The organism is [Clostridium] innocuum, assembly GCA_012317185.1.
Lineage (GTDB): Bacteria > Bacillota_I > Bacilli_A > Erysipelotrichales > Erysipelotrichaceae > Clostridium_AQ > Clostridium_AQ innocuum.
In genome coordinates this window covers 1,697,084-1,713,662 of sequence record CP048838.1, presented here as the reverse complement: position 1 = coordinate 1,713,662, position 16,579 = coordinate 1,697,084, and the positions used below count along the sequence as shown (strand labels likewise).

14 protein-coding genes and 1 pseudogene are annotated in these 16,579 nt (G+C 46.0%); 1 reads left to right on the top strand and 14 read right to left on the bottom strand.

Features of this window, described 5'->3' with window-relative positions; genetic code table 11:
• Positions 1 to 6 precede the first annotated feature (6 nt).
• Genes G4D54_08225 through G4D54_08215 form a run of 3 tightly spaced genes read right to left on the bottom strand, consistent with a single transcriptional unit; the run spans position 7 to position 1,716 of the window.
• Entirely contained in the window at positions 7 to 258 is a 252-nt protein-coding gene (locus tag G4D54_08225) for a hypothetical protein (protein ID QJA02405.1), read from the bottom strand.
• On the bottom strand, positions 197 to 721 hold the full coding sequence (locus G4D54_08220; GenBank protein ID QJA02404.1) for a protein kinase: 525 nt from the start codon (positions 719 to 721) through the stop codon (positions 197 to 199). The genes G4D54_08225 and G4D54_08220 overlap by 62 nt, the downstream gene beginning before the upstream one ends.
• Positions 718 to 1,716 (bottom strand): FHA domain-containing protein, encoded by a 999-nt coding sequence (locus tag G4D54_08215; GenBank protein ID QJA02403.1) that lies wholly within the window; start codon positions 1,714 to 1,716, stop codon positions 718 to 720. Before G4D54_08215 ends, G4D54_08220 begins: the two co-directional genes overlap by 4 nt.
• Before the next feature lie 132 nt (positions 1,717 to 1,848).
• On the opposite strand from G4D54_08215, the gene G4D54_08210 reads away from it, so the two are divergent.
• Positions 1,849 to 2,415, top strand: coding sequence for a hypothetical protein (locus tag G4D54_08210; GenBank protein QJA02402.1), 567 nt, complete (start codon positions 1,849 to 1,851; stop codon positions 2,413 to 2,415).
• Between the two features lie 650 nt (positions 2,416 to 3,065).
• Here the strand turns inward: G4D54_08210 and G4D54_08205 are convergent.
• The 11 genes and pseudogenes from G4D54_08205 to G4D54_08155 all read right to left on the bottom strand — a co-directional run bounded on the left by G4D54_08205 (position 3,066) and on the right by G4D54_08155 (position 16,333).
• Positions 3,066 to 3,398, bottom strand: a complete 333-nt coding sequence (locus G4D54_08205; protein ID QJA02401.1) for a hypothetical protein — start codon at positions 3,396 to 3,398, stop codon at positions 3,066 to 3,068.
• 2 nt (positions 3,399 to 3,400) lie between these two features.
• Positions 3,401 to 4,729: a 6-phospho-beta-glucosidase gene (locus G4D54_08200; protein ID QJA02400.1), complete on the bottom strand. Its 1,329-nt coding sequence runs from the start codon at positions 4,727 to 4,729 to the stop codon at positions 3,401 to 3,403.
• A 364-nt stretch (positions 4,730 to 5,093) separates the two neighbouring features.
• Positions 5,094 to 6,059: pseudogene (locus G4D54_08195) on the bottom strand (transposase).
• 337 nt (positions 6,060 to 6,396) lie between these two features.
• On the bottom strand, positions 6,397 to 7,080 hold the full coding sequence (gene rnc / locus G4D54_08190) for a ribonuclease III (GenBank protein ID QJA02399.1): 684 nt from the start codon (positions 7,078 to 7,080) through the stop codon (positions 6,397 to 6,399).
• A 39-nt stretch (positions 7,081 to 7,119) separates the two neighbouring features.
• Positions 7,120 to 9,129, bottom strand: coding sequence for an ATP-dependent DNA helicase RecG (gene recG / locus G4D54_08185; GenBank protein ID QJA02398.1), 2,010 nt, complete (start codon positions 9,127 to 9,129; stop codon positions 7,120 to 7,122).
• A gap of 124 nt (positions 9,130 to 9,253) precedes the next feature.
• The gene (locus G4D54_08180) at positions 9,254 to 9,904 is read right to left on the bottom strand and encodes a non-canonical purine NTP pyrophosphatase (protein ID QJA02397.1); all 651 of its coding nucleotides are present in this window, start codon (positions 9,902 to 9,904) and stop codon (positions 9,254 to 9,256) included.
• Positions 9,834 to 10,880, bottom strand: a complete 1,047-nt coding sequence (locus G4D54_08175) for an SEC-C domain-containing protein (protein QJA02396.1) — start codon at positions 10,878 to 10,880, stop codon at positions 9,834 to 9,836. The genes G4D54_08180 and G4D54_08175 overlap by 71 nt, the downstream gene beginning before the upstream one ends.
• Entirely contained in the window at positions 10,877 to 11,740 is an 864-nt protein-coding gene (locus tag G4D54_08170; GenBank protein ID QJA02395.1) for a radical SAM protein, read from the bottom strand. The genes G4D54_08175 and G4D54_08170 overlap by 4 nt, the downstream gene beginning before the upstream one ends.
• A gap of 11 nt (positions 11,741 to 11,751) precedes the next feature.
• Positions 11,752 to 12,072 carry a hypothetical protein gene (locus G4D54_08165; GenBank protein QJA05176.1) on the bottom strand — a complete coding sequence of 107 codons (321 nt, stop codon included), beginning with the start codon at positions 12,070 to 12,072 and terminating at the stop codon, positions 11,752 to 11,754.
• Positions 12,073 to 12,312: 240 nt separating this feature from the next.
• Positions 12,313 to 13,647: a uracil permease gene (locus G4D54_08160; GenBank protein ID QJA02394.1), complete on the bottom strand. Its 1,335-nt coding sequence runs from the start codon at positions 13,645 to 13,647 to the stop codon at positions 12,313 to 12,315.
• 112 nt (positions 13,648 to 13,759) lie between these two features.
• Positions 13,760 to 16,333, bottom strand: coding sequence for a cation-translocating P-type ATPase (locus G4D54_08155; protein ID QJA02393.1), 2,574 nt, complete (start codon positions 16,331 to 16,333; stop codon positions 13,760 to 13,762).
• Positions 16,334 to 16,579 lie beyond the last annotated feature (246 nt).

The following is a 16,579-nucleotide window of genomic DNA, read 5'->3' as shown; positions in this document are numbered from 1 at the left end:
AGAGCTTTATCCTTCGCATAGCCTTACGAGCTCTTTCATAACAGCCTGCATGCTGCTAAAGCGCTGATTCTTTTCTTCCTGACAGCAGTGCAGAAGCAACGCATCCAATGCATCCCTGCATGTACCATCTGCAGGAAACTGTCCATGACGCAGGACATAGCAGGTTCTTCCAAAGCTGTAAATATCACTTCGCTCATCACAGTTCAGCGTACCAGCCTCTTTGGGAGAATAGCCGGGGAGACACCGCGGCTGCGACATCCTGTTCCTGCAGAAAACGGCTGGTCGCAAAATCCAGTAGATAGACATTTCCCTTCCAGTACTGCAGATTGGACGGCTTGATATCCAGATGTACAATCTGCTGCTCATGGAGATACCGGAGAAGCTCTCCCAGCTGCAGGCACCACTGCAGACGCTTTTGCTCGCTGCTGCAGCCCTGTATACGCGATAAGGAAACACCGGGAATATATTCCATCAGAATACAGCGGTACTGTTCCTCCTCAAATGCTGATATCAGGTGCGGGATACGCTCATGCTGCAGCCATCCCAGCATACATGCCTCTCTTTGATATACCGCCCGCAGATAAGCATCTGAAAATTCTGCATGATGCCGTACAATGCGTTTCAATGCATACAGCTGTGATGTGACGATATCCCGTACCAGAAACACCTCACAGGCCGTTCCCTGATACAGGCAGGCACAGATCTGGTAGCGCAGATTCATACGATTTCCTCCTTCTGCCAGCGAAACTGCAGATTCGCAAACCGTATAACATCCTGATCCTTCAGTTCACGGGATGTTATTCTTTCACCGTTGATATATGTGCCATTGGCACTGCCACAGTCCTTCAGCACACCCTCCTCGATACAGGCGTGATGCTGGGATATCGTTTTCCCACTCAGCACCAGATCATTGTCCTTTGCCCGCCCGATTGTAAACTGCGCCTTATCCACACGTATGCTGTTCCATGACTTCAGATCCACCAGACAGCTGCAATCCTGTGCAAGCAGCTCCTGTGTCGGACTCTCCAATTTCTTTTGTACCGCATAGCCGCCACTCTCCTCTGCGATTGCAAAGGAAGGTACAGCCATCGTCTTGGGAGCGGGCAGATCGCGTACCTGAAACGGTTCTTCCCTTGTGATATGAAACAGCTTTTCCAATAATCCCAAAGGCTTAGCCTGTGCAGCTTGCAAATCATGCAGCCCCTGTAAAACCTGAGGCAGCGTCAGATCTTCGCTGCGCAGGCAATAACCTAGAAATCCCAGTGCCGCAAAATCCTGTGTTACACGGACACAATCCAGTAAATCCTTTAAAAACTGCTTCAGCTCCTCCTTTTGAAACAGCCAGTTGTCCACAACCAGCGGAAATACAAGAAAGCGCAAAAGACCTCCATCATAGCTGAGAAATACATGCTCCAGCCGCATGGATACCGGCTTTCCGGCATTTACCTGCACCATATCCTCGAGTACATACAGCAGAAACGGCAACAGCTCTCTTTCCGCAAACAGATGCGCCTGTAAATACTCCTTCAATGTCAGATACCCCTTCGTATCATAATACAGCCTGGTTTTGCTGCGGGGATCACGCACACAGAGCAGACAGCGCTCATCCTTATGAATCTGTTGAAAGATATACTCATCAAAATCCTTTGTCCGCTTTAACACCACCTCCAGAAAACCATCATCACGAACCTCCATATGCTTTAACATAGCATCCATTTTTATCACCTCGACTTGCTTTTTACACTAGTAAATACGTAAAAAAATCATGAAACTCCTAAAAATTTCATGATTTCACATTTTTTCACATTTTTCAAATGGTATAATAGATTGCTGTAAAGGAGAATGTTCATGCGCCTAAATCAAACATTATGCATTGCGGGGATCTGGATCATCAATCTCAATACCCTGTGGTTTGTCAAACCACTTTCACAAAATCTTTCCCATCTGGGAAATGCACTGCATATGCGCTGGTATCTGATGCTATGGGCGGCCAGCGCTGCCTTATACTTTTATGTGTATACGAGAAAATGGATGGCTTCCCTTGAATACCGCAACAGGCTGGGTTGGCTTGTACTTTTACTCAGCTGTCTCGGTATGGTATTTTCCGTACTGCTTCCCTATGCCCCCTATGTACATGCAACACTGTCAAAATGGCATACTCGCCTTGCGATGGGATCCACCATCCTGTATGTGCTTTTGATTTTTCATATACTGTGTGAGCTGCTTACCAGAGATATAGCTGCTTTTCAAAAGGTGGCAGGACCTTATGCCATGCTCGTCGTATTCGAGCTTTTGCTTTATCTGTTAAATGGCGGTGTATCGACACTGCTTGAAATATGCTTTCCAATGACTATGTCGCTTTATTTGTATACTGTCAACAGCTCTTTCAGCCGCAGGAACAGATTCAGTAAATAAGCTATGAATATTTCGATAGCCAAAATTCGCAGGTCACAGCATCTGGCTAAAGCAGGCTGTAAGCCTTTTGAACATTGGAAACAGCCCATGAACTGCATTCCTTATGGAAAATGCAGACATACAAAAGTATTGTCACAAGGCAGATTCATACTGCATTATAAAGAGGATATCTTTTGTTTTATTGCATATCACTCTTTTCTCCCCCCTGTATCATAATCTATTTATGACACCTCTGGAGGCTAGGGAATCTAAACATTTCGTAGTTTCCATATGTAGAAAAGGTCATACCTTGCCTTTTCAAAGGCCGGAGTTTTAAATCTTAACTAACATGATAAACAAAGGCTTACAGGCTAGTTGCTCTGCCTGCTACCTTCCTGCACAGGCTCTGCAGTGCCTCTTCCGGCAGCATATATGATATCCACCGTTTCTGTGCCATTCCATGTAACCGATATGCTTTTCATCCACTAAAAAGAACACGTCTACCGAAATCAGGTTCTTTCTTACTTTAGGGTGTCTGCAAACAGAGAGAATTCAACTTCTATTGATAAATACAATCGTGTTGCATTCTCCCTGTTTTATGTTTACCCACAGTCGAGAAAGAACTCCGAAACAGATACGTGTTCTTTTCGTTTAGCTTTCAGGTACTCACCTTATTCCTGATACAATTCCTTACCATGAGGATCCCTTCGCACACAGCGTCTGCCATCCTGTATGGTTATGTAAACATACAACGGCTGATTCTGATGTTCAGCATCAAGCTCCTTATGAAAAATGAACTTCGTATCCTCATCATCAAGAAAATAAAATGCCAGATCCTTTGCGCCTGCTATGCTGAAATCATAAATAAATTCCAGCTGGTGCTGATGCGGTGGAATCTTCTTTACGGTATGCGGTGCGGTTCCCCCCGGATACAGAAAGCATAGATCCGTAATTCTGCTCGCGGTCTGATTGCGAACATAAATATCCTTCCCCTGCAGTCTCATGGCTACTTCCCACGAAACTGAGGCAGATATTCCTTATGCGCCTCAATCAGCTCGTCTACTACGATATTTGCCAGATGATCACTTGGACACAATGGGTTCATATTCAATGCCGTTACTGCCAAATCGCGGTTTCCTGTAACCGCAGCCTCAACAACCATACGCTCAAATGCCTTGATCATATGAATCGTTCCGGAAATCGTCGGCTTCATTTCCCCGGTAGCCAGCGGCTTAGGCCCATCCGCAGTAATCATGCACGCAACCTCAACAGCGCTATCATCCGGCAGATCACTGATACAGCCGTTATTCTGTACATCCACATATTGGATATCACGCTTATCCGTATAGATGGACGCAATCAGATTGCATGCCGCATCGCTGTATTTTGCACCCCCGCGCATCTCCAGCTGCTTTGGTTTGACATCCAGCTGCTCATCCTTATACAGTTCAAACAGCTCCTCTTCCACACGGGAAACGACCTCACCGCGCACATTGCCCTTTGCGAATTGTTCCTGTTCTTCCTCCAGCTGTTCCTTTGTGAAAAAATAGTAATTATGATATGGGCATGGTATTGCATGCAACCCGCGGATAAAGGCAGGGGAATATGGCAGGGATATGAAGTTTTTCATTGCCAGAACATCCTCCGGCTTTACATTCGCATAGCGCTCTACAACCTCATCCATCACACTCATGCCGTCAAGAAACACATCTGTCGCAAAGATATGGTGATTCACTCCCTGCAGCTGCATGGTCACACGATGTTCCTCTACCCCGAGGATATTGGCGATACCGGCAACCATATTGACAGGGACATTGCACAATCCGATCACTTTTTTGAAATCCGTATAACGCAGAACAGCTTCCGTAACCATACCTGCCGGATTTGTAAAGTTAATCATCCATGCATTCGGACAAAGCTCCTGCATATCCTTTACAATATCCAGTATGACCGGAATCGTACGGAATGCTTTAAACATTCCCCCGGCCCCGTTGGTTTCCTGTCCAATCATCCCGTGGGATAAGGGAATCCGTTCATCCAGAACACGTGCCGGTAAACGACCGATACGCATTTGTGTAGTCACAAAATCCGCATCCTTTAATGCTTCTCTTCGATCATAGGAAAGAATCACCTTCATCGGCAATCCTGCCTTTTTCACCATGCGCTGAGCGAGAGCACCGACGATTTCCAGCTTTTCTCGTCCTTCTTCGATATCAACCAGCCATAATTCACCGACCGGCAATTCGTCGTAACGTCGAATAAATCCTTCGACAAGCTCGGGCGTATAAGAGGAGCCGCCTCCTATCGTCACGATTTTCACAAGATCTTTCTTCATCTCGTCCTCCTTAGTGGTATATACCACTGCAAAAGCATTATAACATGAGAATCCCCATCCGTAAATGAAAAAAGATACCGTTTTCATTTCTATATCGCTTTTTTTGCGAAAGTGTTATTTCTATACAGAAACGTATCCGTTTGTAAGGTTCCTGTTCAATTGCAGGTAGCTTTAAAGCATACAGACGCAACACGATTGTATTGATCAATAGAAGTTGAACATACATCCTGAAGTAAGAATGAACCGGCTGTAAAAGCAGCTGTTCTTTTCCATGCCCTGCAATATAAAAAGGAAGCTGATCGATTACTATCGCTCCCTTACGTTTGTTATGCTCCAGATTTTCCTATCAGCTCGATGTGTATACTTATTTCACTTCTTTACCCTTCAGCCTGTCTTTCAAAGCATCATATGTATCACATTCCAGAATATGAAGAATTGCATCCTCAACCTGATGATCTGGCAGTGTATTTATCCAGTCATCCTCCTTGCCGTATTTGTGTGCTATTTGTGATTTCAACAATGCTCTTTTCCCTTTTTCCAGACCCTTTTCCATTCCTTTTTCGATACCTTTTTCGATGCCTTTTTCCAAACCTTTCACGATACCTTTTTCAATGCCCTGTTCAAGCCCTTTCTGAAACCCCTTCTCAAGTCCGAGCCTTTCAGCCTCTGCTGTCTGCTCTCTCAAATTGGCCTGTACTGCTCGCTCTGCAAATTCAATGGATTCCGCCCAGCTGAATAATGAGCCATCCTCGCGCATCTCATTATATTTTTCCATAGCCACATTCACCATCCTTCTCTTCATGTTTAGTATAGCATCACCCGGATTATATGCAAGTACATAGCAGAAGGTTTCAAACTCCGTCAGGTTCTCTATGCCTCCAACCTCCTTTACACGCTGCCTGATCATCGGTAAAAACACAATCGCGCGATGCAGTGTACCGTTGGGCTCCTATGAAAATAATCTGATAAAACGGCTTCAGCTTTGTGTAATCATCCCCCTGCTTCAACTGTCTTCCGACCAGGCGGTAGCCATACTGCTGAAAACGCAGCTGTTCCTCCTTCGTATACCCGGATACCTGCATCTCCAAATCATAGAGGTGACCTGTTTCATCCTCCAATACAACATCCAGAACCGCTCGTTTTCCGAAAAAGGCTTCCGGCAGTAGCTCCGGATTCAGCACCTGTGTCTTTTGAACCTTCAATCCGTAAAATCTTCAATGATTTTGCTTCTCAGCATGGCAGAGCCTGCATCCTCACCAATCAGCATATACTTGAAAAATACATCATTGTGAAAGGGAATCGGATACTCCCTTTCCTTCGATTTTTGCATATGTATCATCCTCCTTTTTTCCATATACACTCTTATATACGTATGGAAAGGGCAAAACTCCTAAATTTAACATGATATTTTTTGAATATTTTACAAGCTCCTGCTTTTGGGGGGCAAAAGTCGGGTTCATGTAAACAATAACGAGGTGCTCTACAGTCGTATGAGAATTGAAACGACGGTACACTTCGTTTTACCGGTTCATATGCTCACACATGTTTGCAGCGATTGTCTCATAGCTTCCCGATACTCCCCTATTATCTCTGCTTATACACAGACATTTATGACTTTATCATGTCCGTTATACCGTAAAAAAAGAACCTGTTACGGCTCTTTTCTGTTATTTTACCATTTTTTCAAATGCATCCTTGGCTGCCATCTGTTCCGCCCGCTTTTTCGAAAAGCCCTTGCCGCGTCCCAGGTTGATATCATCCAGCATAACAATAACCTCAAATTCCGGCTTATTGCTTGGTCCGGAAACGTTTACAGTTTCATAATGCACCGTCTTACGGGAATCTGACTGTATGTATTCCTGCAGCTTCGTCTTATAATCAATCACCTTTTCACTTTTCGGACGGCTGATGGCAGGTGTAACGACTGCAGACAGAATAATGTCGATTGCCTCCATCCCCTGATCCAGAAACACCGCACCAAGCAGTGCCTCAAACATATCCGCCAGAATAGAATCGCGCTGTCTTCCACCTGTCTTTTCCTCACCAACGCCAAGCATCAGATATTTTCCAAGACCCAGCTGCCGGTTGTATTCCGCCAGTGCCTCCTCACAGACAAGCTGTGCACGCAGGGTTGTCATCTGCCCTTCACTCAGCTCCGGCTCCAGCAGAAACAGCTTCTTTGTCGTCCATAGCTGCAGTACGGCATCTCCCATAAATTCCAGACGTTCATTATCATGTGCATAGGACTTATGCTCATTCACATAGGAGGAATGCACAAGTGCCTGTGTAATCAGCTTTTTATCGGAATAAGCGATATTCTGATTCTTTAACCATTCAAATATTGTATCCATTACGTAGTATCTCCTCTTGTTTTCCTGTATATTATACCACTAATCCAGATATGTGGCACTCCCAACTGTATGCTCAACATACATTTTTATCTCTTCATAGCCGCTTGTGTCGAGATGTGCAAGAATTTCCGCTGCGTCCTCACGCGCGACCTCCAGAATATTGGCATCCTGAATCACATCTCCCAGAATAAAGCCCGGTACACCGCTTTGTCTGGTTCCAAGAATATCGCCGGGACCTCTGAGCTGCAGATCCGCACGGGCTATCGCAAAGCCATCTCTTGTCTGTTCGCAGATTTTCAAGCGCTGCAGGGAATCCGGATCCTTTGTACTGCTTAATAAATAACAATATCCGGGACGTGTTCCTCTTCCCACCCGGCCCCGCAGCTGATGAATCTGTGAGAGTCCGAATCGGTGCGCATCGTAAATCACCATGATATTGGCATCCTTCACATCCACGCCAACCTCAATCACTGTTGTGGACACAAGGATATCAACCTCCCTGTGAAGGAAGCGCTCCATGACCTCATCCTTTTCCTGTGTATTCATTTTCCCATGCAGCAATGCTATGCGATAGCGCCGCCCCAAAGATGCGCACATCCCTTCATAAATATCCGTCACATTGCGCATATCCATATCCTCTTTTTTCTCAATCGCAGGGCAGACCACATAGCACTGATCCCCTTCATCTATTTTTTCCAGCACAGCTTCCAGAATCGGACTCATGGAACGGCTGGATATCAGCTTTGTCGTAACCGCAGAGCGCCCCTTGGGAAGCTCCTGAATTGTGGACACATCCATATCGCCATACAGGGAAATCGCCAACGTACGGGGAATCGGTGTTGCACTCATCAACAGAAAATCAACCTTTTCCCCTTTTTCCAGCATTTTCTTTCGCTGGGCAACACCAAAACGGTGCTGCTCATCCGCAACCACCATACCCAGATCATAATATTCCACATCATCCTGAAACAGTGCGTGCGTACCGACCAGAATATCAATTTCATTATGCTTCAAGCGCTCCAGTACATCCTTTTTCTGTGCCGGCTTCAGGCTCGAATACAGCACGTCAACGGTAATGTCAAAGTCCGAAAACAGCCGCTTCAGATTTGTGAGATGCTGCTTGGCAAGAATTTCCGTGGGTGCCATGAAAACCGCCTGCTTATGTGCCAACACACAGGCATACAGGCCAAAGGCCGCCACCATCGTCTTTCCACAGCCGACATCTCCCTGCACCATGCGATACATCACCTTGTCACTGGATAAATCCTGTAAAATTTCCTCAACCACCCTGTTCTGGTCATTTGTCAGGGTAAAGCTCAGGGAATGCTTTAAATCCATAACGTCCTCCATGGAGAATTGCTTGGCACTCCCCTGAACCATTTCCGTGTCCCTGGCCTTTAACGCCTGCATGCTCAGCTGAAATTTCAGGAATTCCTCATATTTTAAATGCCGAAGGCTCTGCTTCACCGCCTCCATACTGGCTGGGTGATGAATGAAATACAAGGCCTGCTTTCTGGGAATCAGACGATATTTCTCCAGATACGGCTTTGGAATCACATCCGGAATCTGATTCTGCAGGGCCTGCCATGCCTTATCAATATAGCGGACCAGCTCCTTCTGTGTGATCCCCTCACGAACATTGTATACCGGATGGATGCCCAGCTGCTCTTTCATAGGCTTAAAATTATACTGCAGCGCCGTGACACGGCTTCCTCCGTCATATTTGCCGATAATCGTGATTACCTTCCCCATCGTAAAAGCCGACACCCAGGGGCGGTTAAACAGCGAAACATCAAGCTCCTCATCCTCCAGCATCACCTTAAAGCGGGTAACACTCTGTTTTCCCCTGAAACGGATCACCCTTGCCCGATTCAAAATAACCGCCTCGAAGATGATCCTGTCTTCCTTTTTCCATGTATCCCGGGGCTTCGCCTCCAGATGTTCATACCGGAACGGATAACAGGTCAAAAGATCCTCTGCCCGCATAATCTGCATACTATGAAGAACCTCTGCCTTTTTTTCTGATATACGCAATGCTTTTAATTCCATGTCCACGCATCCTTTTCGAGTGTTATTATACCATGAATCCGGCATTCTTTATAACCTGAAAGCAAAAAGGATGAACAAAATCCTTTTCCAACGCGATAAACAGCCTTTCTTTGGAAAACAGGTGTTATGATGTCTCTTCCAGATGGAATGCCCTGCGATAAAATGCCAGCATATTTCTATACGAGGTAAGGCGTTTTTCATCCTCCCCTGCAGCTGCATACTCTGTATCCGCCATATCATGAAAATACTTCATTGTTTTTTCATCGATGGAAATAGAATCAAGCGGCCATCCCGGTGTGCGCTGCTCATGCGGCGTGTCACAGAGATAAAAGGCGAAGTCTCTTGCCGTTTCCATATCCTCCATATACGTATAGATGTGCTGTTCATCGTACACAACGCAAACTCCGTTACGGTAGGCGGAAAGCAGGCGTCCACCGAAATCTGCGGCTATTCTGCGATAATAGCTGATCATTTCCTCATCATTTAATTCTCTGCCCTGTACACGGCGAACATGTGTTTTCGGCTGCAGCGGGTCATCCTCTTTCAAATCGAGGAAATACAGACCACTGTCAAAGGCAACGGTCGGTATCCGGGCAGAGCGATAATAGGCAAGCGCCTTGATCCTTGCATTTTCAATTGGTGTCGCACCATCCTCTTTAATCCTTACATGAAGCCGTACATCCTGCGGTGTCACAAGCTGCACATCATATGCCTGCAGATAACGCTGTACAGAGCGTACCTTGTTTCTGTTGGTTGTTCCTACCAGTATATTCATACACCCTGTGCCTCTGTTTTATCCAGTATTTTTTACAGCACGCCTTGAATTTCTTCCCGCTGCCGCAGGGACACGGTTTATTGGGCTTTGCGTCCGTATAGGCGCTGGTATCCAGTGGCAGCTGAACTTTGTTTACTCGGGTATCCGTCAAATTCTGTTTATATGTATCCCTCTTCCCATATTGCTTTTTCCATTGCACATAGGCACTGTCATCACCGGTTTGTTCTGCGATATCCCGTGCAATATCCAAAAACATCTCCTGAAAAAAGCTGTCCTGCAGCTGTAGTCCACGTGTAATCATATCATAACAGGCATCATAGTCCCTGCGCTGCCACAACTGTGTCAGCCATCCATATAAAATGTTGGCATCTTCAGGAGAGTGTTTTATTAACCGATTATAACACGCATCACAGGCTTCCTGATTCTCATGCATTTCATAAATATCCGCATAGGCGCGTTCATAATTTCCTTTCGTTATGGAATCCAGATCCACACTTCTCAAAACATCCACAAGTAGTGCCTGTGACCATGGATAGGAGCTTGCATTCATCAGATGCATATCCAATTCATTTAACAGATTTTCAATCTCATAATAGTTTTTATCTGTAGTTGTAAGCTTGCGGATATCCCGTGTTCTCTTTTTCTTTAAAAGCCTTCTGAGATTATTGACAAATTCTGTCATCAACGGAAGTGCTTCTTCTTCGGTGTTTGCAGATGCCAGCTCCTCTATGGTTTCCATTACCCGGGAAAGGGTGATGTCCTTTTCCTCATGTGCTGCATCTTTAACAATGTTCATCATAATGAATTCCACTACCGAAGAATTGGTCAAAAGCTCTAATTCCGGAAGCTGTTTATCCGCTTCCAGCAGTTCCTTTACAATACAGGCTTCAGCAGCCTTCATCCCAATACCCTGCTCGCTCAATTTCGTAGCATACTGTTGAAAACATGATAATTCTCTAATGCTTTCTACTTTCATACACTTTTTTCTCCTCTCTTATGTTCTGTGAAGCGCAGGCGGTAGCTGCAATGCTTACACAGCTCCTCCACGACTTTATGCTGCGCAAAGCCCGCTTTCATCTGTTCAGCACGCTCACTGTCAAGAATAGAGGAAAACGAGCGCGTAAATATATTTCCAAGTGCCACATCTCCTCTGGAATCCAGACAGCAGGGTACAACAGTTCCATCACTCAGAATTGCACACATCTGCATCATCCCAAGGCAGCGCCCGCAATCGGATACATACGGATGCTGCAGGGACGGCCATTGAAATACCGATTCCAGATTTAGATGCAGATGATCTCCCACATCCAGCCGCATACGCTTTTCAAATTCCTGCGAATGCGATATGTGATAATGCCGGGCAAGTCGCTGCAGCAGCCTTGTGCTTTCACCGGATAGCATTCCGTTTTGTACACTCCACAAGCGATAGCTGATATGTACACCACGCTGGGCAAGCTCCTCACACACGGAGAAGACATGCTCCAGATACTGTGGCTGCTCATGCTCGGGAAAGCTATGCAGGGACACATTGACCTGCCGCAGTCTGCTGTTTATAAGAACATCACGACATGCTTTCAGCAGAGTGCCGTTTGTTGTCAGATTCACCTGCATTCCCTGCTCATCACAAATCTGCAAAAACGTTTTCAGATCCGGATGGGAAAGCGGTTCTCCCAGCACATGAAGATATACATGCCCGGTGTATGGCTTGATTTCTCTGATGACATGTGAAAACTGTGCAACTGACATCCTGCGGGGCTTTCTTTGATTTTGTATGCAGAAGCTGCAGGACAGATTGCATGTATTCGTTATTTCCACATATATTCGTTTAAACTGCATTCTCTTCTCCTTTAGAAAATTTCTTCCTTGATAATCGCATATTCATCCAGCGTGTATACCTGCCCTGTCTCCATAAAACGCAGACAGACATCCTCTTTATATGCCTGATATTCCTTTTCCTCCGACAATCGTTGCTTTCGCTTTTTCCTATGTGATTTCTTTCTTTTATTATTCGCCTGGATTCCTTTCATCCTGTTCCTTGCAAAGGCAATCTGTTGCCGGGTTATTTCGATATGGTATTCGTTCAGTGTCTTCAGCGCCATTGCTTCATTCACGGAATATGTTTTCATGACGCGAAACAGCAGATCCTCTTTTGTTGTATCCCTGCACAATTTTCGTATTTCCCGTTCCTTTCGCAGCTGCCGTTTTCTTCTCATCTTCTCTTTTTTTGCTTCCTTTGGTGTCAAAGCCTTTTTTATTTCCTCGTTCATATCCTATATTATAACGGAATTCACGTGATATCTGTATAGCAAATAAAAAAATTAACTGATTTCAATCCATAATAAAAACAGATGAACACCCGGTATCTGCAGGGATTCATCCATTTTCATATGCTACGTTGTTCTCAAGTATTAAGACGCTTTGGGCAAAATCAGATTCAGGATAATGCCGACAAGCGCAGATAACGCGGTTCCCGAAAGGGTCATGAAGCTTCCCACAGGAAGTATGGCACCGCCAAGACCGATGACGAGCATGGCAGAGGCGATTACCAGATTGCGCTGCTTTCCGAAATCAATCTTGTTATCGACAAGTACACGCAAGCCGTTGCTGGCAATGACCCCGTATAAAAGAATACTCATACCACCCAGTACACAGGCAGGAATCGTTGAGATAAAGGCGGAAATCTTCCCAACGCAGGACAGCAGAATGGCGATGCAGGCAGCACCGCCTGTTACATATACGCTGCTTATTTTCGTCATACCGATCACACCGGTATTTTCTCCATAGGTCGTATTCGCCGGACCTCCGAGGAAGGCAGAAACCGCGGTTGCGATACCATCTCCCATCAGTGTACGCTCCAAGCCCGGATCCTTTAAGAAATTGCGTCCACAGATTTTTCCAAGTACCGTATGATCGCCGATATGCTCGGAAATCGTAACCAGTGCAACCGGAAGAATCGCAAGCGTTTCCGGACCGAAGTACAGATTATAGGTGCGGAAATTTCCAATTTTAAAAGGCAGGATAAAATCAGGAAAGGACAGCCATTTGGCATCCACGACGGCCTGAAAATCAACCAGTCCCAGACAAAGGGATAACACATAGCCTCCGAGAATGGCAATCAGAAACGGAATAATTTTGAAAAAGCCCTTCGCCTTTGTGGAAATCAGGGCCGCAATCAAAAAGGTGACGATTGCGACGATCATGGCACGGGGATCCCCGTCCTTTATGAATTGTGCATTGCTGACAGCATTCGCGGCAAGACCCAATCCGATAACCGCTATCATCGGTCCGATTACGATGGGTGGAAGGAGCTTATCGATCCATTCCTTTCCGATAACACGTACAATCAATGCAACAACTACATAGATCACACCAACCAGCATCAGTCCTGTCTGTGCAGCATCCACACTGCCACCCATCGCCTTGATTGCAATTACCACTGCGCTGATATAGGCAAATGAGCTTCCCAGATATACGGGTACTTTGCGCTTTGTCACAAACGTATAAATCAGCGTTCCCACACCGCTTGCAAAAAGTGCCACCGAAACGGGTAAGCCCGTCAGTGTAGGCACCAGGATCGTTGCCCCAAACATTGCAAATACGTGCTGAAAGCTCAGAAACAGCCATTGCAGAAGCGGCGGGCGATCCCCGACATCCAGAATCATATCCGTTTGTTTTGTATCAGAACATTCCTCTTCGTCCAGAATGAGAGAAACATCCTCAACATGTTCTTCAAAATGCTTCATACATCTACTCCTTTTCAAAAAGACCATAGAAAAAGCAGGCACACAGGACCAGAGTCATATGTACCTGCCAATGGTCAACAGGAGTAGTATACCATATTTTTATGGCTACATGCTACCTCTCTTTGGCTATCCATTTACTGATTTCATTGATAAGGATAATACTGAAGGACATGCCGAGAACCATTGTCCAGGAGGACAGATCCAGCGGAACGGTTTTCAGCAGCATATTGAAGATTGGCAGCTGGCAGACTGCAATCTGCAGTGTGATTCCAAACACCATTGTCAGAATCAGCCACTTATTGCGCATGATTCCAACCTCCAGTATGGAATGTGTACGGGAGCGCAGGTTCAATGCATGGAACAGCTGGGAAATCGATAATACCATGAAGGCCATGGTCTGTGCCTTGGCAGGGCTGACATCCAGACCGTTACGGAAGGCAACCAGAGTAATGGTACCGATGAACATACCGTTCATAATCGTGAATATCATACCGCCGTGCGCAAACAGACTTTCTCTTCGGTCCCGCGGTTTTTCTTCCATGATGAATTTATCCATCGGATCCACGCCAAGCGCCAGTGCCGGAAAGGCATCTGTCACAAGATTGACCCACAGTATCTGTATGGCAGATAGGGTGGAGACAACATGCGGCATAAAGACAATGGCAAGAAACAGCGACATGATTTCACCGAGATTGCAGCTTAGAAGATAAAGCACAGCCTTCTGAATATTCAGATATATATTTCTTCCCTGCTCCACTGCCTCAACAATCGTTGCGAAGTTATCATCCGCAAGAATCATATCGGAGGCCTGCTTGCATACATCAGTTCCCGTCTTTCCCATAGCGATACCGATATCGGCATTCTTTAAACTCGGTGCATCGTTCACGCCGTCTCCTGACATGGCAACGACAAGCTGATGCTTTTTAAATGCGTTGACGATTCGCACCTTATGCTCCGGTGTTACACGGGCATATACACAATAGCTTTGTACATGCTGCGCCAGTGTTTCCTCATTCATTTCATCCAGATCTTTTCCGGTGATCACCTGCTGCTCCGTTTTTGCGATTCCCAGATTGCGGGCAATGGCAAATGCAGTGAGCGGATGATCTCCTGTAATCATAACAACCTGTATTCCAGCCTTGTGGCACAGCCTGATGGAATCCCGTACCTCCTCGCGAGGCGGATCGATTAAGCCGGCAAAGCCTATAAACGTCATTTTACTCTCCACAGCACTTTCATGCGGACTTTTCAGGGAGCGCATTGCTAAAGCGAGAACACGCTGCGCATCACTGCTTACCTTTTTGCTTGCTTCCAGTATGCGGTTTTTCTCATAGCTGCTCATCCGCACGGTTGTGCCATCCATACGAACCTGTGTGCACAAATCCAGTACCTTTTCCAGGGCACCCTTGGTGAATGCCACATACTCTTTTCCATGCTGATGAATCGTTGTCATGAGCTTACGTGTGGAATCGAAGCTGATCTCATTCACTCTCACGTAGGACAGGTCTTCTGCGTCCTTATGCATCCCGTTTTCTTCACAGAACGCCATCAAAGCGGCTTCGGTAGGCTCTCCGAGGATTTCCTCCTTCTGCACGGTTGCATTGTTGCATAAACAGAAGCCGCGCAGCAGCTCCTCACTGCGGTTCTGCAAGGCACCGTTTGCATAGGAGGAAACCACATGCATTTTATTCTGTGTCAGCGTTCCTGTCTTGTCGGAACAGATGACACTTACGGAACCAAGTGTTTCCACAGCATGCAGCTTACGGATAATGGCATTGTTGCGGCTCATGACCTGAACCCCCAATGCAAGTACAATGGTAACGACTGCAGGAAGTCCTTCCGGTATGGCAGCGACAGCGAGAGAAATTGAAAGCAGCAGCATATCAAAGAGGTCTCGTCCCTGCAATACAGCAACTACAAACATCGCAATACAGATACCGACGGAACCGATTCCCAATATTTTAGACAGATGGGCAAGACGCACCTGCAGCGGTGTCATGTCCTCTTTGGTTTCATCCAGCATCCGCGCAATTTTACCGACCTCACTGCTCATGCCGGTGCGTACAACAATGCCTCTGGCCTTTCCATATGTAACATAGGTGGACATAAAGACCATGTTTCTCTGATCGGAGATATTGATTTCCTCATCATATACAAGGGCCGCATCCTTTTCCACCGCTTCACTTTCTCCAGTCAGTGTACTTTCCTCCACCTTCAGATTGACGGATGACACCAGACGCATATCGGCCGGTATGTATCCCCCCACTTCCAGCTCCACCAGATCGCCAACAACCAGCTCCTTGGAGTCGATTTCCTTGAGAAAACCCTCTCTGACAACAAAAGCCTTCGGCGTAGACAGCTTTTCCAGTGCATCAATTGCTTTCTCCGCCTTGAATTCCTGTACAACGCCGATGATGGCATTCAGGATAATCACAGTCAGAATGATGGATGCATCAATATACTCCTTTAAAAATATGGATACGATTGCTCCGATAATCAATATAATTACCATCGGATCCTGAAATTGTTCCAGAAACATCTGGAAGACAGTTTCCTTTTTCTTCTTCAGCAGCTCATTTTTTCCCTGATCCCGGAGTCTGGCGGCAGCTTCCTGTTCACTCAGCCCCTTATCCAGATCACTGTAGGTTTCCTGAACTACCTCCTGTATGTTCATTCGATAAGGCATATACACCCTCCTTCACTACCACAATGTATGTGCCCGTACAGGATATATGTGTGCTTCGACAAAACCTCTGTGAAACAGACAGAAAAAAGTAAGCTCATAGCTTTGGGATTTTTCAAGAAGGAATACAAGCATCATCTAAACCGATCTGCTTTATCCTATGTTCATATCCGAAAGCAGAAAGCCATTTGGCTTATAGGCCTTCGATTGTACTCACCCCTAGCTTTATCTGCCCTGAAAGCTTCTGCA